Source organism: Pseudomonas poae, assembly GCF_001439785.1.
GTDB lineage: Bacteria > Pseudomonadota > Gammaproteobacteria > Pseudomonadales > Pseudomonadaceae > Aquipseudomonas > Aquipseudomonas poae.
On the sequence record NZ_JYLI01000007.1, the window covers coordinates 192,172 to 216,023 of the forward strand.

9 protein-coding genes and 2 riboswitches are annotated in these 23,852 nt (G+C 65.5%); of the genes, 6 read left to right on the forward strand and 3 right to left on the reverse strand.

The features are described 5' to 3' along the window. Positions 1-33: 33 nt before the first annotated feature. Genes TU75_RS10950 through TU75_RS10960 form a run of 3 tightly spaced genes read right to left on the reverse strand, consistent with a single transcriptional unit; the run spans position 34 to position 1,315 of the window. Positions 34-426, reverse strand: a complete 393-nt coding sequence (locus tag TU75_RS10950) for a cobalamin biosynthesis protein (RefSeq protein ID WP_015371854.1) — start codon at positions 424-426, stop codon at positions 34-36. Beyond that, entirely contained in the window at positions 423-1,115 is a 693-nt protein-coding gene (locus tag TU75_RS10955; RefSeq protein WP_060548937.1) for a CbtA family protein, read from the reverse strand. Before TU75_RS10955 ends, TU75_RS10950 begins: the two co-directional genes overlap by 4 nt. Positions 1,116-1,126: 11 nt before the next feature. Next, a complete protein-coding gene (locus TU75_RS10960) occupies positions 1,127-1,315 on the reverse strand; it encodes a CbtB domain-containing protein (protein WP_003235554.1) in 189 nt (62 codons plus the stop codon). Positions 1,316-1,411: 96 nt separating this feature from the next. Further along, positions 1,412-1,626, reverse strand: a riboswitch (cobalamin riboswitch). A 497-nt stretch (positions 1,627-2,123) separates the two neighbouring features. Here TU75_RS10960 and TU75_RS10965 point away from each other — a divergent pair. The 6 genes from TU75_RS10965 (at position 2,124) to TU75_RS10990 (ending at position 23,812) form a co-directional block, all read left to right on the forward strand. Beyond that, a complete protein-coding gene (locus TU75_RS10965) occupies positions 2,124-3,215 on the forward strand; it encodes a M10 family metallopeptidase C-terminal domain-containing protein (protein ID WP_060548938.1) in 1,092 nt (363 codons plus the stop codon). A gap of 52 nt (positions 3,216-3,267) precedes the next feature. Next, positions 3,268-3,467: riboswitch (cobalamin riboswitch) on the forward strand. Between the two features lie 93 nt (positions 3,468-3,560). After that, positions 3,561-4,622 carry a cobalamin biosynthesis protein CobW gene (gene cobW, locus TU75_RS10970; protein ID WP_015371857.1) on the forward strand — a complete coding sequence of 354 codons (1,062 nt, stop codon included), beginning with the start codon at positions 3,561-3,563 and terminating at the stop codon, positions 4,620-4,622. Between the two features lie 3 nt (positions 4,623-4,625). Further along, the gene (gene cobN / locus TU75_RS10975) at positions 4,626-8,387 is read left to right on the forward strand and encodes a cobaltochelatase subunit CobN (protein ID WP_060548939.1); all 3,762 of its coding nucleotides are present in this window, start codon (positions 4,626-4,628) and stop codon (positions 8,385-8,387) included. 384 nt (positions 8,388-8,771) lie between these two features. Continuing rightward, positions 8,772-9,770, forward strand: coding sequence for a magnesium chelatase ATPase subunit I (locus TU75_RS10980; RefSeq protein ID WP_003235562.1), 999 nt, complete (start codon positions 8,772-8,774; stop codon positions 9,768-9,770). Between the two features lie 2 nt (positions 9,771-9,772). Next, a complete protein-coding gene (locus TU75_RS10985) occupies positions 9,773-10,426 on the forward strand; it encodes a vWA domain-containing protein (RefSeq protein ID WP_173664761.1) in 654 nt (217 codons plus the stop codon). A gap of 471 nt (positions 10,427-10,897) precedes the next feature. Beyond that, a complete protein-coding gene (locus tag TU75_RS10990; protein WP_060548940.1) occupies positions 10,898-23,812 on the forward strand; it encodes a non-ribosomal peptide synthetase in 12,915 nt (4,304 codons plus the stop codon). Positions 23,813-23,852: the final 40 nt, after the last annotated feature.

Below are 23,852 nucleotides of genomic sequence, written 5' to 3' on the forward strand. Positions count from 1 at the left end.
TGCTCATGATCGAGCAGGGCGATTATCGGGGTTTCAGCCAGCGCAGGCCAACGCAAAGGTCGCCTTGGCGTTTTTTCTGCGGCTGATCAACAAGCGGGCAGGGGCGCCCGCGAGCTGTTCGGCCAGAGCGAGCGCGGCACTTTCGGCAATCCCATGGCAACCGGTGTGGGCAAAGGCGGCCGCTGATTTGTGGCTCAGGCGGTCCTCATAACTCGCCAGTTGCGCGGCGCTGAAACACAGCAACGGCAATTGCAGCAGGTGAGCCAGGGCGATCAACCCCGGCTCCTCACGTTTGCGATCAATGCTGGCCAGCGCGCTTAACCGCTGGCGCTCTATGCCCGCTTCGGCGAGGGCGCCGTCAAGCAGCGTCAGCAGGGTGTGAACATCACACCCGCGCTGACATCCCAGTCCCGCAGCCAGAATCATGCCGAGTATTGACCGTCGCGGTTGCGCCGGAACAGCCAGGCGCTGATCAGACCCAAGGCCAGCCAGAACGCGACGTTGGTCAACTGCGAGGCGATCTTGAACTGCGCTTCGAGGGCCTCGGGTGCGAGCATTGCATGCACTTCGGGCTGTGGCGCGCCGATCACATGGGGCACCGCCAGGATCGCCACGCCGAGGACTTTGAGCAGCCAGTTGTGGCCGAACACGATCAGCGCAATACCGGCGGCCGTGGACGCGGCGGTGCCGATCCACCAGGTCTGGCGCAGCGCCAGGTCGGCGGCGGCGGTGCCGGGCAACTCCGGCGGCAGGCCCAGGGTGGGCGCCAGCACAAAAGTGGCGTAGCCCGCCAGTCCCCACAGCAGGCCCTGGGCCGTACGAGTCGGCGCGCGCAGGGTGTAGAGACCGGCCAGCATCAGCGCGAAACCCACCGCCACCACCAGGTTGCCGCCGGTGGTCGACAGCACCCGCTGCCAGCCATCTTCCGGCTCCCAGGCCTGGGCATCGTGCATATGGGCGGCGTGTTCATGCGCCACCTCGGTCGCAATCGGCGCTTTCTCGAACGTTTCGGCCTGCAGAATCAACGGGGCGACCCAGAAGCTTTGCAGCAGAGTCAGCAGCAGGGCGGCCAGCAGGCCGGTAAAGCCAGCGGTTTGCGCAATACGCTTGATCATGTCGTCAGACCTCAGTGGCACGGGAACGCGGCGCTGTGGCGGGTATCGTGGGCAGCATTGTGCACCGCCTCGATATGCGAGAACCCGGCGAAATACACCAGGCATGCGCCGAGTATCGATGCACCGATGGCGGCGGTGAGGCGTTGGCTCAGCGTGGTGGTGTGGCGGGCGGTGGGCGAGGTGCTGCTGATGATCGACATGGCGCGTCCCTATCAAGTGTCTGGGCGAAACGAGCGCATGCAAAACCCCGCGAGCCGGGCGCGCGGGGTTCGAACAGCGCCCGCCCACCGCGGGTTTGTTATCTGATTTTTCGGGCCGGTCTCCGGGCTTGCGAGGGACGCTGGGTCAAAAAGCATCGCCTTCCCATGCCTGCTGGCACAGTGGATCTGACGCTTCACTCGCTTACCGTTGCGGGGGCAGCACCGGCCTTGTCATACCCTGGCATTGCAGGCCCTGACTCACCGGTTTCCCGTTTCACCCTGTGAAGGGCACCCGAAACAAGATGTACAGGAAAACACGAGCATGACCGGGCGTCAATTGAGGCGGGCGATAACGAATATTTGTGAAGGACATGCGTACTGGCGTTTTTGCCAAGTAATACCCTTAATTAGTTTATAGGCCTGATGCACTTTTTTTTCAGTATCGATTATTGGATGGTAGGCGCGCTGAAGTTGATGTTGCCCATTAAGTAAATAAGGCTTTTTTATGTCTGTTATATCTCGCGCCAGTTTTAACACACCCTTTGTTAATCAAAATATTGTAGATCCGAATGTTGAAGCCGCTGGCCCGCAGTACAAGGCCCAGCAGGCTGGCGATCCGTATTATCGTGCAGGGTCCGGCAAGCCGTCCTGGTCCACCCGTCAAGCCGCCAACCAGATCGATCGAAGACAGCGCCGGTTGCAGGACCGCGATAAAGATAAAACAGTGCGTGTGGGTTATACGTTTCGCGAAGTTGCACCAGCGGAGACCCGCTTTAATCAAACCCAGCAAGAGCAGGCCCGTCTTTCAATGCAGTCCTGGTCGGATGTTGCGAATATCGAGTTCAAGGAAGAAGCCGCTGCGCCGGAAGGCCAGTTACGGTTCGTCAACAGCAGGGCGATAAACTTCGCCGATGCCACATTTTCCGAAAAAGCGGGGCGGGTGCGCGTGAACCCGAACTATTGGGCCAACCGTGCGCCAGCCGTGAACGGCTTTGGTCGCCATACACTGACCCACGAAATCGGCCACTTGCTGGGCGCCGCGCACACCGGTGACTACGACGCGGCGCGTGGGCCGAGCAACTACGACGAGCATGCCATCTTCGCCCAGGACAGCCGGGCCTACTCGGTCATGAGCTATTTCGACGCGAGCGATACCGGCCAGGATCACCAGGGCGAGTATGCGTCGGCACCGCTGATGACCGACATCGCCTGGGCCCAAAAGGCCTACGGCGCCAATTACCGGACCCGTAACACGGATACCACCTACGGCTTCAACTCCAATACCCGGCGCGACGATCTTTCACTGGTGTCCCCACGGGACGGCGCCGTGTTCTGTGTCTGGGACGGCGGCGGAAACGATACGCTGGATTTCTCCGGCTATTACCAGAACCAGGTGATCAACCTGAACGCTGAAACCTTCTCCGACGTCGGTGGCAAGAAGGGCAATGTCTCCATCGCCAGGGACGTTACCCTGGAGAACGCCATCGGCGGTTCCGGCAATGATGTGTTGACCGGCAACGCAGCCGACAACCGGCTCAAGGGCGGTGGCGGCGCTGATCGGCTGGAGGGCGGGGCAGGCCGCGATACCTTCGTGTACGACACCTTCACCGATTCGACATTACGCAGCCCCGACCTGTTGACCGACTTCGTCACCGGCCAGGACAAAATCGATATATCCGCATTGTTGCGCAAGCAGGGTCTTCATGACCTCACCTTCGTCAACCGGCTCTCCGGCCGGCCCGGTGAGGCAGGGTTGGGCTGCGATCCGCAAAAAAACGAGTCGTGGCTGGTGCTTGACCTCACAGGCGATGGCGAAATTGATTTCTACCTGGAAAGCCAGGGGCGCATAGCGCTCGCCGACATCGTGACGGATGTGCCCATCAAGCATCGCTATGTGTAGATCAGTCGCCCGTGTCCCGGGTTTGCGACGTTGACCGCTCGCCACGCACTGCGTAGCCTTGCGGGTTCGAGGTTCTTCGGCCCAGGCCGAAGCTAAGAAGGGAACGCGGTTCAAGCCGCGGCTGCCCCCGCAACTGTGAAGGGTTCTGCTGACTGCCACGCCACTGCCAATCCGGCGGGAAGGCGCAGTTGGCGCCGGTCGCAAGACCCGCAAGCCCCAAGCCAGGAGACCTGCCTCGCTACCGATTTTCCACTTCAACCGGGCGGGGTGATCCGGTGACGAAATCCGCTGCTGCGCGCCGCCGCAGGGCCACTCGTCCCGTATGCCCGCCCAAAGGGGCATCCGATGAAAACACTGGCCAAACTTCCCGTCACCATCGTCACCGGCTTTCTCGGCTCGGGCAAGACCACCCTGTTGCGCCACATGCTCGACAACGCCCAGGGCCGCCGTATCGCGGTAATCGTCAACGAGTTCGGCGAGTTGGGCATCGACGGGGAAATCCTCAAGCAGTGCTCAATCGGATGCACCGAGGAAGAAGCCAACGGCCGTGTGTACGAACTGGCCAACGGCTGCCTGTGCTGCACCGTGCAGGAAGAATTCTTCCCGGTGATGCGCGAACTGGTGGCCCGTCGCGGCGACCTCGACCATATCCTCATTGAAACCTCGGGCCTGGCCCTGCCAAAACCCTTGGTGCAGGCCTTCCAGTGGCCGGAAATCCGCAGCGCCTGCACAGTGGACGCCGTAATCACCGTGGTCGACAGCCCGGCCGTGGCCGCCGGCACGTTCGCCGCCTTCCCGGACCAGGTCGACGCCCAGCGCAAACTCGACCCGAACCTGGACCACGAATCACCGCTGCACGAACTGTTCGCCGACCAACTGGCCAGCGCCGACCTGGTGATCCTCAACAAGGCCGACCTGATCAGCCCCGAAGACCTGGCCCGCGTGCGCCTGGAAGTCGCCGAAGAGCTGCCGCCGGCGGTCAAGGTCATTGAAGCCAGCAGCGGCCGCGTGCCGTTGAACGTGCTGATCGGCCTGGGCGCCGGCTCCGAAGAACACATCGACGCCCGCCACAGCCATCACGATGCGCACCACGAAGGTGAAGACGACCACGATCACGACGCCTTCGATTCGATCTCCATCGACCTGCCGCAAGCCGACGAAGCCCTGCTGCTCGACGCGCTGACCCAGTTGGTGGTACAGCACGGCATCCTGCGTATCAAAGGGTTTGCCGCCATCCCCAACAAACCCATGCGCCTGCTGATCCAGGGCGTGGGCACCCGCTTCGACAAGCACTTCGACCGCGCCTGGGGCGCCGACGAAGCGCGCATCACCCGCTTGGTGCTGATCGGCCAGGAGCTGGACGCCGCCGGCCTCGAAGCGCAACTGCGCGCCGCGCTCAGCGTTTAAGCCATGCACCTGCTCAGGACCCAACCCGGTGGTTTTGTCTCGGACGACAATATTGCCGACCTTGGACAGACCCCCGCTGAACTGGTGATCCTGTGCAGCGGCGACTCGAGCCTGGCGCTGCTGGCCGAAGCGGCGCGGCAGTTGCCCGACGACTACCCCAGCCTGCGCCTGGCCAACCCGATGCAGGTGCAGAACCACGCCTCGGTCGACCTCTACGTGGATCAGGTGCTGCGTCACGCCAAGGTGATCCTGATCTCGCTGCATGGCGGCATCGGCTATTGGCGCTATGGCGTCGAGCGCCTGGTGGCATTGGCCGAGCGCGGCGTGCAACTGATTCTGGTGCCGGGGTGCGACCGCCCGGACCCGGAACTGGGCAGCCTGAGCACCGTCGGGGTGCAGGAACGCGACCGTCTGTGGCACTTCCTGCGCCAGGGCGGCCTGGGCAATGCGCTGAATTTCTATCACTGCCTGGCCTCCGGCTATCTGGGTCGCGACTATTCGTGGGCCGAGCCGCAGACCCTGCCGCGCACGGCCATTTATCATCCGCACCACGCCAATGCCACGCTGCAGAACTGGCAGACAGAGTGGCGCGCCGATCTGCCGGTCGCGGCGGTGCTGTTTTACCGCTCGCATTTGCAGGCGGCCAACACCGGTTTTATTGACGTGTTCTGCCAGCGCCTGCAGGCGGCGGGCCTCAACCCGTTGCCGATAGCGGTGGCCAGTCTCAAAGAGCCCGGCTGCCTCACGGTGATCGAAGACCTGCTCGACGCAGTGCAGGCGGCGGTGATCCTCAACACCACCGGCTTTGCCCAGTCCAGCCCCGAAGCCCCGCATCTGCGCCCGTTTCGCCGCAATATCCCGGTGATTCAGGCGATCTGTGCGCAAGACAACCAACCCGGTTGGGAAGCCAGCGCACAAGGCCTCGGCCCGCGCGACCTGGCGATGCACATTGCCTTGCCGGAATTGGACGGGCGCATCATCAGCCGGCCGATCAGCTTCAAGGACCTGGCCTGGCGCAGCGAGCGCAGCCAGTCGGACGTGGTGTGTTACCGCGCCGCGCCCGAGCGCATGGACTTCGTCGCCGAGCTGGCGCGGCGCTGGGTCGAACTGGCGCGGGTGCCCAACGGCGACAAGCGCATTGCGCTGATCCTCGCCAACTACCCGACCCGCGACGGCCGCATCGGCAATGGCGTGGGCCTGGACACCCCGGCCGCCGCGCTGAATATCCTGCGTGCCTTGCAGGCCGAAGGTTATCCGCTGCCGCACGTGCTGCCCGAAAGCGGCACTGCGCTGATCCACGAGCTGCTCGGCGGCGTCACCAACGACCTCGACAGTCTCGACCTGCGCCCCTGCCACCAGAGCCTTAGCCTGGACGACTACGCGACAATGTTTGCGCGCCTGCCCGCCGCCAATCAACAGGCGGTGCTGGAACGCTGGGGCGCGCCGCAGCAAGACCCGATGTGCCGCGATGGACGCCTGATGATCGCCGGGTTGCGCCTGGGCCAGACCTTCGTCGGCATCCAGCCGGCGCGGGGTTATCAGGTGGACGCGAGCGCGGTGTATCACGATCCTGATCTGGTGCCGCCCCACGGCTACCTGGCGTTCTACTTCTGGCTACGCCACACCTATGGCGCCCACGGCGTGATTCACGTCGGCAAGCACGGCAACCTCGAATGGCTGCCGGGCAAGGGGGTGGGGCTTTCGCAACACTGCTGGCCGGACGCACTGCTCGGGCCGTTGCCGAATATCTATCCGTTCATCGTCAACGATCCGGGCGAGGGTGCCCAGGCCAAGCGGCGTACCCAGGCGGTGATCATCGACCACCTGATGCCGCCGCTGACCCGCGCCGAAACCTACGGCCCGCTGCGCAACCTCGAGCTGCTGGCGGACGAATATTACGACGCGCAGTTGCTCGACCCACGGCGCGCGCTGGCGCTGCAAAAGGACATCCTGGCGCTGGTGCGCGAAACCCGTATCGACCAGGAACTGGCGCTGGACAGTGACGCCGATGCGGCCGTGTGGCTGCCGCGCCTGGACACCTACCTGTGCGATCTCAAGGAGTCGCAGATCCGCGACGGCCTGCATATCTTTGGTGAGTCTCCCCAAGGCCGCTTGCGCATCGACACTTTGCTGGCCTTGCTGCGTATCCCGCGTGACGACGGCCGTGGCGCGCAATCGAGCCTGCTGCGGGTGCTGGCCAAGGCCTTCGCGCTGGGCTTCGATCCGCTGGACTGCGCGCTGGCCGAGCCCTGGAGCGGCCCACGCCCCGACGTGTTGCGGAGCATAGATCCACAGCATTGGCGCACCGCCGGTGACACCCGCGAGCGTCTGGAGCTGTACGCGGGGCGTTTGATCGAGCAGGCGTTGCAAGGCCCGCTGGAGCAGCTTGAGGCGCCTGGCTGGGAAGACGTGAAAGCGGTGATCGAGCATTTGCGCATCATCGTCGCACCGCGCCTGGATGCCTGCGGCCCGGCGGAAATGCGCGGTTTGCTGGACGCCTTGAGTGGCCGCTTCGTGCCGGCGGGGCCAAGTGGTGCGCCCAGCCGTGGGCGCCTCGACGTGCTGCCTACCGGGCGTAACTTTTTCAGCGTGGACGTGCGCAACCTGCCCACCACCACCGCCTGGCGCATCGGCTTTCAGTCGGCCAACCTGATCCTCGAGCGGCACTTGCAGGACCATGGCGACCACCTGCGCCAGCTAGGCCTGTCGGTGTGGGGCACCGCCACCATGCGCACCGGCGGCGATGACATCGCCCAGGCCATGGCGCTGATGGGCGTGCGCCCGGTGTGGGCCACCGGCAGCCAGCGCGTCGACGACTTCGAGATCCTGCCGATCAGCCTGCTCGACCGCCCGCGCGTGGACGTGACGCTGCGCGTATCCGGCTTCTTTCGCGACGCGTTCGCCAACCTGATCCGCCTGTTCGACGCGGCGGTGCAGGCGGTGGCGGCGCTGGATGAGCCAGACGACATGAACCCGCTGGCAGCCAAGGTGCGCAGTGAGCGCGAGGCCCTGCGCATGGCCGGCCTGGACGAAGACGCGGCGGCGAAACAGGCGGGCTGGCGCATCTTCGGCGCCAAGCCGGGCGCCTACGGTGCCGGCGTGCAGGGCGCCATCGACGGGCGGTTGTGGCAGAGCCGCGAGGACCTGGCCGAGGTCTACCTCAATTGGGGTGGCTACGCCTACGGCGGTGCCGATGAAGGCACCGAGGCCCGCGAGCCCTTCGCCCGGCGTTTGAGCCAGGTGCAGGCGGTGGTGCAGAACCAGGACAACCGCGAGCACGACCTGCTCGATTCCAACGACTACTACCAGTTCCAGGGCGGCATGCTCGCCGCCGTGGAAACCCTGAGCGGCGACAAGGCCGCCAGCTACCACGGCGACCACAGCCAGCCGGACCTGCCGAAAATCCGCACCCTGAAGGAAGAACTCAACCGAGTGATTCGCGCCCGTGCGGCCAACCCCAAGTGGATCGACGGCGTGAAACGTCATGGCTACAAAGGCGCGTTCGAGATGGCCGCGACCGTGGACAATCTGTTCGCCTTCGACGCCACGACCGAGCTGATCGACGATCACCAATACGCCTTGCTGGCCGACGCCTACCTGCTCGACCCGGACACCCGCGCCTTCGTGCAACAGCACAACCCGGCGGCATTGCGTGACATGACCGAACGCATGCTCGAAGCCCAGCAGCGCGGCCAGTGGCAAGAGCCGGGCGCCTACCGTGAAGCCTTGGAAAACCTGTTGCTCGATATAGAAGAAGACAGCTGATGAGCGACCGCACCAACACTGGGGCAAGCCGTAATACCGTTCAGTTAAGGAACATGTGTGGGCTTATTGTGGCGAGCGGGCTTGCCCCGCGTTGGGGTGCGAAGCGCCCCCAATCCAGCAAAACGCGGTGTGCCTGATACGGCTCAGCGCCTGGTTTCGGGGCTGCTGCGCAGCCCAACGCAGGACAAGCCTGCTCGCCACAGGGAATCTGCGCTTAACTGAACGGCATCGTGGTTCGCCCCGCGTTGGGCTGCGTGGCAGCCCCAATAAATTCAACCTGGTCTGCCTGAAAGAACGTGGCGTTTGGTTTTAGGGCTGCTTCGCAGCCCAACGCGGGGCAAGCCCGCTCGCCACAATAAGTAGCAGAATTTAAAGAGAGCCGGTATGACCGATATTCCACATTTCCCGCTGTCTGCTGTCGTCGGTGCCGACGCGCTGAAACTCGCACTGTGCCTGGCCGCCATCGACCCGAAGATTGGCGGCGTGCTGATCGAAGGTCCGCGCGGCATGGCCAAGTCCACCCTGGCCCGTGGCCTGGCGGACCTGCTCGCCAGCGGGCAATTTGTCACCTTGCCCCTGGGCGCCACCGAAGAGCGACTGGTCGGCACCCTCGACCTGGATGCGGCGCTGGGTGAAGGCCGTGCGCAGTTTTCCCCCGGCGTATTGGCCAAGGCCGACGGCGGCGTGTTGTATGTGGATGAAGTCAATTTGCTGCCCGACCATCTGGTCGACCTGCTGCTGGACGTGGCCGCCAGCGGCACCAACCTGATCGAGCGCGACGGTATTTCCCACCGGCACGCGGCGCGCTTTGTGCTGATCGGCACCATGAACCCGGAGGAGGGTGAGTTGCGCCCGCAGTTGCTCGACCGCTTCGGCTTCAATGTGGCGCTGAGCGGCCACACCCTGCCGACCGAGCGTGGGCAGGTCATCCGCCGCCGTCTGGATTTCGACAGCGACCCTGATGCTTTCTGCGCGCAATGGGCCGAGCCCCAGGCCGCCTTGCGTGCGCGCTGCACCCAGGCGCGCGAGCGGCTCGAGCTTATTGCCATGGATGACGATGCGCTGGCGCAGATCACCGAGCGCTGTTTTGCCGCCGGGGTCGATGGCCTGCGCGCCGACCTGGTCTGGTTACGTGGCGCCCGTGCCCACGCAGCCTGGCGCGGCGCTGATGCCATCGCCGAAGAAGACATCCAGGCCGTGGCCGAATTTGCCCTGCGTCATCGCCGCCAGGAGCCATCCCCACCGGCGAGCCCGCCCAATCAAGGTCAGTCCGCGCAACCATCGGACACCTCGCCGGGCCAGGGCCAATGGGGTGACCTGCCCGCACCGGCACTGCCCACCGGCGCGCGCCGCGAAGTGCCCGCCTGGCCAAAAAAGCCCTAGGCATCCGCCCTCGACCTGACGCGGGGGCGGATGCACGGCCCCAAGCGGGGCGGCTCGACAGCGGCAGGCACGGCAAGGCGCGCGGCGCAGAGCAAGGCACGGTCAACTGGCCGGGCACCTTGCTCGGCGGGCGCCCGCAGTCGCGTGAAGATTTACGCTTCCAGCAGCGCAATCGCGCGGCCCATGAGCTGTGGCTGGTGATCGTCGACGCCTCGGCCTCCACTCGGCGGCACAGCGCACTGACCGACGCCAAGGGCCTGCTCGCTCAACTGTTCGATGACGCCTACCGGCAACGCGCACGCCTGGCCTTGCTGACCGCCAGCGGGCAATCGCCGCAGTGGCAGGTACAAGGCCTGAAAGCCGCCAAGGGTCTGGCCGACTGGCTCGCGCAACTGGGCGCCGGCGGCGGCACACCCCTGCTTGCGGCGTTGAGCGAGGCCGCGCAGTGGCTGCAGGCGCGACGCAAACGTCACCCCACCGAGCAGCAACGCCTGTTGATCATCACCGACGGCCGACTCAAGGCCATCGATCAACTGCCCCAACTCGACTGCCCAGGCTTGCTGGTGGATATCGAACGCGGCCCGATCCGGCTGGGAAGGGCGCAACAGCTGGCAGACGGATTGAATCTGGATTATCAGCATATCGATGCCAGGTAGCGCTGCAGAGCATCCTGTGTAAGCCGTTTCAACCTGTGGCGAGCAGGCCCTGTGGGGGCGGGGCTTGCCCTAATGCAGGCAGTTAAGCGCAGGTCCCCCTGTGGGAGCGGGCTTGCCCGCGAAAGCGGTGGGTCAGCCAGCGTCAATGTTTGCTGGGCCAACGCCTTCGCGGGCAAGCCCGCTCCCACATTTGATTTTCGTCGCTATGAGCATAGCGTTCGCTTAACTGACTGGCATCAGGGCAACCCCGCTCTCCACAACAAACCTCAAGTGAAACCTTTTCCCCTCCCACTTGTCCCCGCTTCCCATGTCACCTCCCGCCCGCCAAATCCCTTAATTTTCCAAGCCTGCCGGAAGCCTCTCCAGGCCTCCGGCTGCGCCTGCTATTTCCAGGCGCCCAGCACGCCCGATGCAAACGGCAGCTGAAAACGGACTTTCTTCTCCCCGTGACTTATCAGGCAGGTTACTCCCATGCAGTTCAGCGAATTATTGGCAGCGATTTCCACCCACGCGATCCGTCTGCAACTGGAAGAAGGCGACCTGATCATCCTCGGTGACGACGAGGCCCTGGATGACGCGCTATGGGATCAACTGATCGCCCACAAACCACGGCTCCTCGAACTGGTGGCCGAGCATGGCGGCGACTGGCTCAGCCCGGCCTACCGCATCACGCCGCAGATGTTGGCGCTGGTCAGCCTCGGCCAAGACGCCATTGACCGCATTGTTTCGGCCATCCCCGGTGGCGCGGCGAACGTGCAGGACATCTACCCGCTGGCGCCGCTGCAGGAGGGCATGCTCTACCACCACCTCTCGGCGCAGCAGGGCGACCCCTACGTGCTGCACGCGCAATTCGTATTCGACAGCCGCACTCGCCTGGACGCTTTTGCCCAGGCGCTGCAATGGGTGATCGACCGCCACGACATCCTGCGCACCTCGCTGGTGTGGGAGCGCCTGGACGAACCGCTGCAAGTGGTGTGGCGCAAGGCAACCCTGGCCTGTGAAGAGGCCCGTTTCACCGGCGGCGATGTCCTCGCGCAACTCGTCGCGCGTCACGACCCGCGCAGCTATCGCATGGACCTGGGCCAGGCACCGCTGCTGCGTCTGGTGTTCGCCAACGACCCGGCCAACCAGCGCGTGGTGGCGATGCTGCTGTTCCACCACACCATTCTCGATCACACCGCCCTCGACCTCGTGCGCCATGAAATCCAGCTATACCTAGCTGGCCAGCAAGCGCTGGCCGCTGAGCCGGTGGCGTTTCGCAGTTACATCGCCCAGGTGCGCCATGGCGTCAGCGAGCAGGCCCATGAAGCCTTCTTTCGCGCGATGCTGGCGGATATCGATGAGCCGACGCTGCCGTTCGGCCTGCAGGACGTGCAGGGCGACGGCCAGGGCATCGACGAGGCGCGCGTCCCCGTCGACAGCGACCTGAGCCGCCGTCTGCGCAGCCTGGCACGGCCACTGGGGGTGAGCGTGGCAAGCTTGATGCACGTAGCCTTTGCCCGTGTGCTGGGCGTGGTGTCCGGCCGCGATGCGGTAGTGTTCGGCACCGTGATGCTGGGCCGCATGGGCGCCGGTGAAGGCGGTGAACGGGCGCTGGGCATGTTCATCAACACGTTGCCGCTGCGCGTGGATGTGGGCGGGCAGGGCGTGCGCGCCGAGGTCAAGGCGACCCATGCGCGCCTGACCGCCTTGCTCGAGCATGAGCACGCATCCCTCGCCCTGGCCCAGCGCTGCAGCGGCGTGACGGCACCCACGCCATTGTTCAGCGCGATGCTCAATTACCGCCACAGCGCGGCGACGGACATGGCCCAGGTGATCGACATCGCCGAGGGCATCCAGGTGCTCGGTGCCGAAGAACGCACCAACTACCCGCTCACGGTCAACGTCGACGACCTGGGCGAAGACTTTGCACTGACGGTAATGGTCGACGCGTCCATCGGCGCGCAGCGCGTGGCCGACTACCTGCACGTCGCCCTGCACAGCCTGGCCGACGCCCTGCACGAGCGACCGGACATGCCGCTTTGCGGCCTGAACATCCTGCCTGACACCGAGCGCCAGCACCTGCTGCACACGCTCAACCACAGCCCCACGCCGTATGCCGACACCGCGCTGATCCATCAGCAGGTCGAAGCCCATGCCGCCGCCCATCCCGACGCCATCGCGTTGCGCCACGACCAGCAGCGCCTGACCTACCGCCAGCTCAACGAACGCGCCAACCAGGTCGCGCACCGTCTGCTTGCCCAGGGCATCCGCCCCGACGACCGCGTGGCGATCTGCGTGGAGCGCGGCGTTGAAATGATCATCGGCCTGCTCGGCATTCTCAAGGCCGGCGCCGGCTATGTGCCAATCGACCCGGCCTACCCGCAGGAACGCATCGTTTACACCCTGGCCGACAGCGCACCGCTGGCCGTGCTGGTGCAGGCCAATACCCGTGATCGGGTGGGCGACCTGGTGCAGATCGACTTGAATGACTTGCGCGGTGAGTCCATCGTCAACCCGCGCGTGCCGCTCAGTCCGGCGAACCTGGCCTACGTGATCTACACCTCCGGTTCCACTGGCCTACCCAAGGGCGTGATGATCGAGCATCGTCAGGTCGCGCGCCTGTTCACTGCCACCGAGCACTGGTTCGGTTTCAATCACACCGATGTGTGGGCGCTGTTCCACTCGTTTGCTTTCGATTTTTCCGTGTGGGAAATCTGGGGCGCGTTGATGCACGGCGGCCAGTTGCTGATCGTGCCGCAACTGGTCAGCCGTTCGCCGGATGCCTGCTATGCGCTGCTCTGCGAGGCCGGCGTAAGCATCCTCAACCAGACGCCGAGCGCGTTCCGCCAATTGATTGCGGCTCAGGGCCACAGCAGCGAAGCGCATTCCCTGCGCCAGGTGATTTTCGGCGGTGAAGCGCTGGAGCCGGGCATGCTCAAACCCTGGTATGCCCGCGCCATCAACGCCGGAACGCAACTGGTGAACATGTATGGCATCACCGAGACCACCGTGCACGTGACCTACCGTGCCCTGGAGGCGGCGGACGCGCGTTTGGTCGGCGTCAGCCCGATTGGCGTGCGCATTCCCGACCTGCAACTTTACGTGCTGGACGCCCAGCGCCAGCCGCTGCCCATGGGCGTGGTCGGCGAGCTGTACGTGGGCGGCGCCGGCGTTGCGCGGGGCTACCTGAACCGCGATGAACTGAACGCCGAGCGCTTCCTGGCTGACCCGGCCACCGGCCTGCGCATGTACCGCACCGGCGACCTCGGCCGCCTGCTGGCCGATGGCAGTGTCGAGTACCTGGGGCGCAACGATGACCAGGTGAAGATTCGCGGCTTCCGCATCGAGCTGGGCGAAATCCAGGCGCGCCTGGCCACCGCACCGGGCGTGCGGGACGCGGTGGTTGTCGCCTGCGAAGACGAGCCGGGCGACAAACGCCTGGTGGCCTACGTGATTGCCGACGGCACGCCCGATATCGCCGGGCTGCGCGACCACCTGCTGCTGAGCCTGGCCGAGCATATGGTGCCGGCCGCCTTCGTGGTGCTCGACCAGTTCCCGCTGACCACCAACGGCAAGCTCGACCGCAAGGCCTTGCCTGCCCCCGACGCCGATGCCGTGGCCCGCCGTGGCTACGCAGCGCCCCAGGGCGCCGTGGAAAGCACCCTCGCGGGCATCTGGCAGGAGCTGCTCAAGCTCGACCGGGTGGGGCGCGACGATAACTTCTTCGAGCTGGGCGGGCATTCCCTGCTGGCGGTCAAGCTGATCGAACGCATGCGCCAGGTCGACCTCAGCGCCGATGTGCGCGTGCTGTTCGGGCAGCTCACGCTGGCGGCCCTGGCCGCGGCGGTGGGCGGGCAGCACGAAGTGCAGGTGCCGGCCAACCTGATCAGCGCCGGCAGCGAACGCATCACCTCGGACATGCTGCCGCTGATTGACCTCGATCAGGCGGCCATCGACCACATCCTGCGTGCCGTGCCCGTCGCCAACGTGCAGGATATCTATGCCCTGGCACCGTTGCAGGCCGGCATTCTCTACCATCACCTGGCAACCACCGAGGGCGATCCCTACGTGTTGCAGGTGCAGTTGCGCTTCGAACACCAGGCGGCGCTGGACGCCTTCGTTGATGCGCTGCACAGCGTGATCGCGCGCAATGACATCCTGCGCACCGCGATCCTCTGGGAAGGCCTGGATGAACCGGTGCAGGTGGTCCTGCGCGAGGCGCCGCTGGCCGTGGAGCGCATTGAGTGTCAGGGCAGTGATGGACTGGCGCAGCTGCAACAGCGCTTTGACCCCCGTCACTATCGTCTCGACCTGTCCCGCGCTTCGCTGATGCGCCTGGCCTATGCCGAGGAGCGGGGTGGCTTCGTCGGCATCCTGCTGTTGCACCACATCCTGCTCGACCACACCGCGCTGCAAGTGCTGGTGGAGGAAATGAGCGCCAGCCTGTCCGGTCGCAGCGCGCAGTTGCCCGACGCGGTGCAGTACCGCAACTACGTGGCCCAGGCCCGTCTCGGCGTCAGCCAGGCCCAGCACGAAGCGTTCTTCAGCGAGATGCTCGGCGATATCGACGAACCGACGCTGGCCTTCGGGCTGCAGGATGTGAACGGCGACGGCAGCGGCATCGCCGAGGTTCATCTGCCGCTGGAACCGGCGCTGAGCCTGGGTCTGCGTGAGCAGGCGCGGCAGCTGGGCGTGAGCCCGGCCAGCCTGATGCATTTGGCCTGGGCACAGGTATTGGGCCAGGTGTCCGGCCAGCAGGACGTGGTATTCGGCACCGTGTTGCTGGGGCGCCTGCAGGGCGGCGAGGGTGCCGACCGCGCGCTGGGCATGTTCATCAACACCTTGCCGCTGCGGGTCAGCCTCGGCACCGTTGGCGTGCAGGCCGGCGTGCGCGCCACCCACGCGCGCCTGGCGCAATTGCTCGGCCATGAGCACGCTTCGCTGTCCCTGGCCCAGCGTTGCAGCGGCGTGCCGGCCTCGCTGCCGTTGTTCAGCACCTTGCTCAACTACCGTCACAGCGCGCCGGATGAGGCGCCGGGCTCCCGCCCGTTCGCGGGCTTCGGTATCGATATTCTCAGTTCCGAAGAGCGCAGCAACTACCCGCTGGTGCTGAGTGTCGATGACCTGGGCACGGGCTTTGCGCTGGCGGTGCAGGGCGTGGCGGCCGTGGATGTACAGCGCGTGGGCGATTACATGCTCACCGCATTGCGCAACCTGCTGAGTGCGCTGCAACAGGCGCCGACCACGGCGTTGCAGGCGGTGTCGATTCTGCCGCCGGGCGAACGCGACACGCTGCTGCGTGAGTTCAATGCCACCGTCCGCGACTTCCCGCGCGGCCAGACCCTGCATGGCGCCTTCGAAGTCCAGGCCGAGCGCCAACCCCAGGCGGTTGCCGTGCAGCAGGACGGCGCATCACTGACCTATCAGCAACTCAATCAACGCGCCAACCAACTGGCTCATCACCTGCTGGCGCTGGGCGTGCAACCTGACGACCGCGTCGCCATCTGCTGCCGACGCGGCCCGCAGATGCTGGTGGGCCTGCTCGGTATTCTCAAGGCCGGCGCCGGCTACGTGCCCATCGACCCGGCGTACCCGGTCGAACGCATTGCCTACCTGTTGCAGGACAGCGCGCCCATGGCGGTACTGGCCGAAGCCAGCACCCGTGCGCTGCTGGGCGCGGTCAACAGCGTCGACCTGCATGACCCCTGTTTGCAGCAGCATCCCGTCAGCAATCCACAATTGCCCAACCTGACCCCGGCGCACCTGGCCTACGTCATCTACACCTCGGGCTCCACCGGCCAGCCCAAAGGCGTGATGGTCGAACACCACAGCGTGGAAAACCTCGTGCACTGGCACTGCGATGCGTTTGACCTGAACGCTTCAGGGCACACCAGCAGCCTGGCTGGTTTCGGTTTTGACGCGATGGCCTGGGAGGTCTGGCCGGCGTTGTGCGTGGGCGCGACCCTGCATCTGCCGCCTGCTCAGGTGGGCAATGAAAACATCGACGAACTGCTGATCTGGTGGCTGGCGCAACCGTTGGACGTAAGCTTTCTGCCCACGCCAGTGGCCGAATACGCATTCAGCCGGCAGTTGCAACACCCGAGCCTGCGCACGCTGCTGATCGGTGGTGATCGCCTGCGTCAGTTCAGCCAGGCGCAGCGTTTTGCGGTGATCAACAACTACGGCCCCACCGAAGCCACGGTGGTTGCCACCTCTGGTCGCATGCAGGTGGGGCAGCCGCTGCATATCGGTCGGCCTGTTGCGAATGCCTGCGTGTACGTGCTCGACGCGCACTTGCGGCCGGTGCCGCTGGGCGTGGTGGGCGAGCTGTATGTGGGCGGCAGCGGCGTGGCGCGCGGTTACCTCAACCAGCCTGAGATGACCGCTGAACGCTTCCTGCAAGACCCGTTCAACGCTGGCCGCATGTACCGCACCGGCGACCTGGCGCGCTGGCTGCCCGATGGCAATCTCGACTACCTGGGCCGCAATGACGATCAGGTCAAAGTGCGCGGAGTGCGCGTGGAACTGGGCGAGATCGAAAGCCGTCTGGTGGCCCTGGACGGCATCGGCGAAGCCGTGGTGCTGGTGCGCGAAGGGCGTCTGGTGGCGTGGTTTACCGAACACCGCCCCCTGGCCATCGGCACCCTGCGCGCGCAACTGCAACAGCAGTTGCCCGAGGTGCTGGTGCCGGTGGCCTACGTGAAACTCGATGCCATGCCGCTGACCGCCAACGGCAAGCTGGACCGTAAGGCGCTGCCGGAGCCGGATCAATCCGCCCTGCTCAGCCACGTGTACGAAGCCCCCCAGGGTGACGTCGAAACCACCCTGGCGGGCATCTGGGCCGAGGTGTTACAGGTGGCCCAGGTCGGTCGCCATGACCACTTCTTCGAGCTGGGCGGGCATTCGTTGCTGGCCGTGAGCCTGATCGAGCGCATGCGCCAGGTGGGCCTGAGTGCCGATGTGCGCGTGCTGTTCAGCCAGCCGACTTTGGCCGCGCTGGCTGCCGCCGTGGGCAGTGGAAGGGAAATCGTGGTGCCGGCCAATGGCATCGCGGCGGGCTGCACGCAGATCACACCGTCGATGCTCAGCCTGGTGCAGCTCGACCCGGCGGCCATCGAGCGCATCGTCGCAAGCGTCCCCGGCGGCGCGGCGAATGTGCAGGATATCTACCCGTTGGCGCCGTTGCAGGAAGGCATTCTGTACCACCACATCAGCGCCGAGCAGGGCGATCCGTACCTGCTGCAATCGCGCATGGCGTTCGACAGCCTTGAGCGTTTGCACAGCTTCATGGGCGCCTTGCAACAGGTCGTCGCGCGCCACGATATCCTGCGCACTGCGGTGGTCTGGGAAGGTCTGGACAACCCGGTGCAAGTGGTGTGGCGCGAGGCGCAGCTGGTGGTGCAGCATGTGCGTCTGAACCCGGCGGACGGCGACATCATCGCGCAGTTGCACGGGCGATTCGACGCGCGGCATTACCGCCTGGACATTACCCAGGCGCCGCTGCTGCGCATGGTCTACGCCGAGGACCCGGCCAATAACCGCGTGGCGGCGATCCTGCTGTTCCATCACCTGGCGCTGGACCACACCGCCATGGAAGTGGTGAGCCAGGAAATGCGGGCGTTCCTGTTCGACCAGGCCGATGCGCTGCCCGAGCCTGCGCCATTTCGCAACTACGTGGCCCAGGCACGCTTGGGCGTGAGCACCGCCGAGCATGAGCAGTTCTTCCGCGAAATGCTCGCCGACATCGATGAGCCGACCTTGCCGTTTGGCGTGCAGGACGTGCAGGGCGACGGGCGCGCTATCGAAGAGGCCGAGTTGCCCCTCGACGCCGCGCTGGCTCAGCGCGTGCGTGAGCAGTCGCGGCAACTGGGCGTCAGTGCCGCCAGCCTGATGCACCTGGCGTGGGCCCAGGTGCTGGGGCTGGTGGCGGGGCGCGACGACGTGGTGTTCGGCACCGTGCTGATGGGCCGCATGCAGGCCGGCGACGGCGCCGACCGCGCGCTGGGCATGTTCATCAACACCCTGCCGTTGCGCGTCGATGTGGCCGCGAGCGCGGCGGTGGCGGTCAAGGCCACCCACACCCGCTTGAGCGCGTTGCTCGGCCATGAACACGCGTCGCTGGCCCTGGCCCAGCGTTGCAGCGGTGTGGCCAATTCGACGCCGCTGTTCAGCGCGTTGCTCAATTACCGTCACAGCACTCCCGGGGAAATGGCCCGCGACGGCCAGGGCATCTGGGAAGGTGTGCAACTGTTGGGCGGCGAAGAACGCAGTAACTACCCGCTGGTGTTGAGCGTCGATGACCTGGGCGCAGGCTTCGGCCTGAGCGTGCTGGCCGTGCCGCAGATCGGCGCGCAGCGGCTGTGTGGCTACATGCACAACGCCGTGGAGCAACTGGTCGGCGCCCTGGAAAACAGCCCGAGAACCGCGCTGAACCAGCTGCCTGTTTTGCCGCCGGGCGAACGCGACACCCTGCTGCGCGCGCTCAATGCCACCGCCCGCGACTTCCCGCGCGGCCAGACCCTGCATGGCGCCTTCGAAGTCCAGGCCGAGCGCCAACCCCAGGCGGTTGCCGTGCAGCAGGACGGCGCATCACTGACCTATCAGCAACTCAATCAACGCGCCAACCAACTGGCTCATCACCTGCTGGCGCTGGGCGTGCAACCTGACGACCGCGTCGCCATCTGCTGCCGACGCGGCCCGCAGATGCTGGTGGGCCTGCTCGGTATTCTCAAGGCCGGCGCCGGCTACGTGCCCATCGACCCGGCGTACCCGGTCGAACGCATCGCCTACCTGTTGCAGGACAGCGCGCCGGTGGCGGTACTGGCCGAAGCCAGCACCCGCGGGCTGCTGGGCGCGGTCAACAGCGTCGACCTGCATGACCCCTGTTTGCAGCAGCATCCCGTCAGCAATCCACAATTGCCCAACCTGACTCCGGCGCACCTGGCCTACGTCATCTACACCTCGGGCTCCACCGGCCAGCCCAAAGGCGTGATGGTGGAACACCACAGCGTGGAAAACCTCGTGCACTGGCACTGCGATGCGTTTGACCTGAACGCTTCAGGGCACACCAGCAGCCTGGCTGGTTTCGGTTTTGACGCGATGGCCTGGGAGGTCTGGCCGGCGCTGTGCGTGGGCGCGACCCTGCACTTGCCGCCCGCCCACGTGGGCAATGAAAACATCGACGAACTGCTGACCTGGTGGCTGGCGCAGCCTCTGGACGTGAGCTTTTTGCCCACGCCAGTGGCCGAATACGCGTTCAGCCAGCCGCGGCAGCACCCGACCTTGCGCGTGCTGCTGATCGGCGGTGATCGCTTGCGCCAGTTCACCCGGGAGCAGCGCTTTGCGGTCATCAACAACTACGGCCCCACCGAAGGCACGGTGGTTGCCACCTCCGGGCGGGTGCACGCCGGGCAGGCCTTGCATATTGGTCGACCCGTGGCCAACGCCACCAGCTACGTGCTGGATGCCCAACTGAGGCCGGTGCCGGTGGGCGTGGTCGGTGAGTTATATGTGGGCGGCAGCGGCGTGGCGCGTGGTTACCTGAACCGCGCGGACCTCACCGCCGAGCGCTTCCTGCAGGACCCGTTCAGCGCCGGCCGCCTGTATCGCACCGGCGACCTGGTGCGCTGGCTGCCCGACGGCAACCTTGAATACCTGGGCCGCAACGACGACCAGGTCAAAGTGCGCGGCGTGCGCGTGGAACTCGGTGAAATCGAAAGCCGCCTGGCGACACTGGATGGCATTCGCGAAGCCGTGGTGCTGGTGCGCGAAGGCCGCCTGCTGGCCTGGTTCACCGAGCAACGCGCGTTGGATATCGAGGGCCTGCGCGCGCACCTGCAAGCGCAGTTGCCCGAAGCGCTGGTGCCCGTCGCCTATATGCGCCTGGATGCGCTGCCGCTGACCGCCAACGGCAAACTGGACCGCAAGGCACTGCCGGAGCCGGATCAATCCGCCTTGCTCAGCCACGCCTACGAAGCCCCGCAAGGTGAGGTTGAAACCACCCTGGCAGGCATCTGGGCCGAGGTCTTGCAGGTGGAGCAGGTGGGTCGCCATGACCACTTCTTCGAGCTGGGCGGGCATTCGTTGCTGGCCGTGAGCCTGATCGAGCGCATGCGCCAGGTCGGCCTGAGCGCCGATGTGCGCGTGCTGTTCAGTCAGCCGACCCTGGCCGCGCTGGCCGCCGCCGTGGGCAGCGGACGCGAAGTGCAGGTGCCGGCCAATCGGATTGCCGCCGGTTGCCAACGCATCACTCCGGACATGCTGTCTCTGGTCAGCCTCGATCAATCGACGATCGACCAGGTAGTCGCGCAGGTGCCGGGTGGCGCGGCCAATGTGCAGGACATTTATCCGCTGGCACCGTTGCAGGAAGGCATCCTTTACCACCACATCAGCGCCGAACAGGGCGACCCGTACCTGCTGCAATCGCACCTGGCCTTTGACAGCCTCGAGCGTCTGGACGCTTTTGCTCAGGCGCTGCAACAGGTCATTGACCGTCACGATATTTTGCGTACCGGGGTGGTATGGGAAGGCCTGGCGCAACCCCTGCAAGTGGTGTGGCGCGAGGCCCGACTGAGCATGATGGAACTGCACCTGCAAGGCGACGTACTTGCAGGGCTGCATGAACGCTTCGATGCGCGGCGCTTTCGTCTGGACATCAGCCAGGCGCCGCTGATCCGCGTGAACTATGCCCAGGATCCGGCCAACGGGCGCATCGCGGTGGTGTTGCTCTATCACCATATCGCCCTGGACCACACTGCATTCGACGTGGTGCTGCGCGAAATGCAGGGCCATCTGCTCGGCCACGGTGCGCCCACGGCAGCGCCGATGCCGTATCGCAACTACGTGGCCCAGGCGCTGTTGGGCGTCAGCGAGCAGGAACACGAGGCATTTTTCCGCGACATGCTCGGCGACATTGATGAGCCGACGTTGCCGTTCGGTTGGCAGGACGTGCGGGGCGACGGCAATCAAATCGAAGAATACAGCCTGCGCCTGGACGCGCCATTGAATCGCGGCCTGCGCGCTCAGGCACGTTTACTCGGTGTGAGCACCGCAAGCCTGTTCCATCTGGCCTGGGCCCAGGTGCTGGCCGCGACGTCCGGGCGACACGACGTGGTATTCGGCACCGTGCTGGTGGGCCGCTTGCAAGGTGGCGACGGCGCCGACCGCGCGCTGGGGGTGTTTATCAATACCTTGCCGTTGCGTCTGGATATCGATGGTCAGGGCGTCAAGACGGCAGTGCGCGCCACCCATGACCGACTCAGCGCATTGCTTGGGCATGAGCATGCCTCCCTGGCGCTGGCCCAACGTTGCAGCGGCGTGGCGGCACCGGCGCCGCTGTTCAGCTCGATGCTCAACTACCGCCACCGTGGCGTTGCCACCCGCTCGGCTGGCGCACAGCAGGCCTGGCAGGGCATGCAGACACTCACCAACAATGGGCGCACCAACTACCCGCTCAGCCTGAATGTGGACGATCTTGGCGACGGTTACGATATAACCGCGCTGGCCCGCATCGACGCACAACGGGTATGCGGTTACATGCAGACGGCATTGGCCCGCCTGGTCGAAGCGCTGGAGCAGGCGCCGCAGCAGCCAGTCAATCAACTGTCGATTCTGGGAGAGCACGAACGCCGACACGTGTTGTATGGCTTCAACGCGACCGAAGTGGACTACGACCTCGACCAGACCCTGCACGGCCTGTTCGAGGCTCAGGTGGTGCGTACGCCAAACGCGGTGGCGGTGAAAGCCGACAGTCAACAGCTGACCTACCGGCAACTCAACGAGCGCGCCAACCGCCTGGCCCATCACCTGCGTGACCTCGGCGTGCAACCGGACACGCGGGTGGGCATTTGCGTGGAACGTGGCCTGGACATGGTGGTAGGCCTGTTCGCGATCCTCAAGGCCGGCGGCGGTTATGTGCCGCTCGACCCGGCCTATCCCCAGGAGCGCATCGCCTACATGCTGCACGACAGCGCGCCGGTGGTGGTGCTGGCGCAATCCGCGACGCGTGCACTGCTGGTGGATGTGCCGGTGATCGACCTCGACCACGGCACCTGGCAGCACCAGCCCGCAACCAACCCCGAGGTGCCGGCGCTGACGGCACGGCACCAGGCCTACGTGATCTACACCTCCGGCTCCACCGGCCAGCCCAAGGGCGTGATCAACGAGCATGCCGGCGTGGTCAACCGCCTGCTGTGGATGCAGGACGCCTACGGCCTCAACGCCGACGATACGGTGTTGCAGAAAACCCCGTTCAGCTTCGACGTGTCGGTGTGGGAGTTCTTCTGGCCGTTGTTTACCGGCGCGCGTCTGGTGATGGCGCGTCCCGGCGGGCACAAGGAGCCGGCGTACCTGTGCGAGGTGATCCAGGCCGAGCGCATCACCACGCTGCACTTTGTACCGTCGATGCTCGATGTGTTCCTCGCTCACGGCGATGTCAGCCAGGCGGCGGGGCTGCGGCGGGTGATGTGCAGCGGCGAGGCGTTGCCGGGCAGCCTGGTGCGACGCTTCCAGCAGCAGTTGCCAAACATTGGTTTGTACAACCTGTATGGCCCGACCGAGGCGGCGGTGGACGTCACCGCGTGGAATTGCGCACGCCCTGACGTTCCGGACAACACGCCCATCGGCAAACCCATCGCCAACACCCGCATGTACGTGCTGGATGGGCAACTGCAACCGGTGCCCCTGGGGGTGGTGGGTGAGCTGTTCATCGGCGGCGTGCAGGTGGCACGCGGTTATCTCAACCGCGCGGACCTCAGCGCCGAACGCTTCCTCGATGACCCGTTCAACGGCGGCCGGATGTACCGCACCGGCGACATTGGCCGCCACCTGCCCGACGGCAATATCGAATACCTGGGGCGCAACGATGACCAGGTGAAGATCCGTGGCCTGCGCATCGAGCTGGGCGAGATCCAGGCGCGGCTGATCGAGCATCCGGCGCTCAAGGACGCGGTGGTGGTGGCCCGCGACGAACGCCTGGTCGCCTATTACACCGGCGCACCGGCCGAGATCGACAGCCTGCGTGCGCACTTGCTGCAGCACCTGCCGGACTTCATGGTGCCCGCGCTGTTCGTGCACCTGGACGCCTTGCCCCTGAGCCCCAACGGCAAGCTCGACCGCAAGGCACTGCCCGAACCCGGCCTGCAGGCGCTGAGCGTGCGTGAGTACGCAACGCCCGAAGGCGACACCGAAACCCTGATGGCCACATTGTGGGCCGAGCTATTGAAGGTGGAGCGGGTAGGGCGTCATGACAATTTCTTTGAACTGGGCGGGCATTCGCTGCTCGCCGTGAGCTTGATCGGGCGCTTGCGCCAGGAAGGCATGGAAGCCGATGTGCGGGCGCTGTTCGAACAGCCGACCCTGGCCGGCTACGCCGCTATAACCGAACGAATGGAGATCGTCCTATGAGCCTCAATCAACTGCTGGCGACGCTGAAAACCAAGGACAT

What these genes read in the sequence shown, in the direction of transcription:
- cobW (WP_015371857.1), top strand. Translation starts at nt 3,561, where the DNA reads ATGAAAACACTGGCCAAACTTCCCGTCACCATCGTCACCGGCTTTCTC.
- TU75_RS10955 (WP_060548937.1), bottom strand. Translation starts at nt 1,115, where the DNA reads ATGATCAAGCGTATTGCGCAAACCGCTGGCTTTACCGGCCTGCTGGCC.
- TU75_RS10990 (WP_060548940.1), top strand. Translation starts at nt 10,898, where the DNA reads ATGCAGTTCAGCGAATTATTGGCAGCGATTTCCACCCACGCGATCCGT.
- cobN (WP_060548939.1), top strand. Translation starts at nt 4,626, where the DNA reads ATGCACCTGCTCAGGACCCAACCCGGTGGTTTTGTCTCGGACGACAAT.
- TU75_RS10950 (WP_015371854.1), bottom strand. Translation starts at nt 426, where the DNA reads ATGATTCTGGCTGCGGGACTGGGATGTCAGCGCGGGTGTGATGTTCAC.
- TU75_RS10960 (WP_003235554.1), bottom strand. Translation starts at nt 1,315, where the DNA reads ATGTCGATCATCAGCAGCACCTCGCCCACCGCCCGCCACACCACCACG.
- TU75_RS10980 (WP_003235562.1), top strand. Translation starts at nt 8,772, where the DNA reads ATGACCGATATTCCACATTTCCCGCTGTCTGCTGTCGTCGGTGCCGAC.
- TU75_RS10965 (WP_060548938.1), top strand. Translation starts at nt 2,124, where the DNA reads ATGCAGTCCTGGTCGGATGTTGCGAATATCGAGTTCAAGGAAGAAGCC.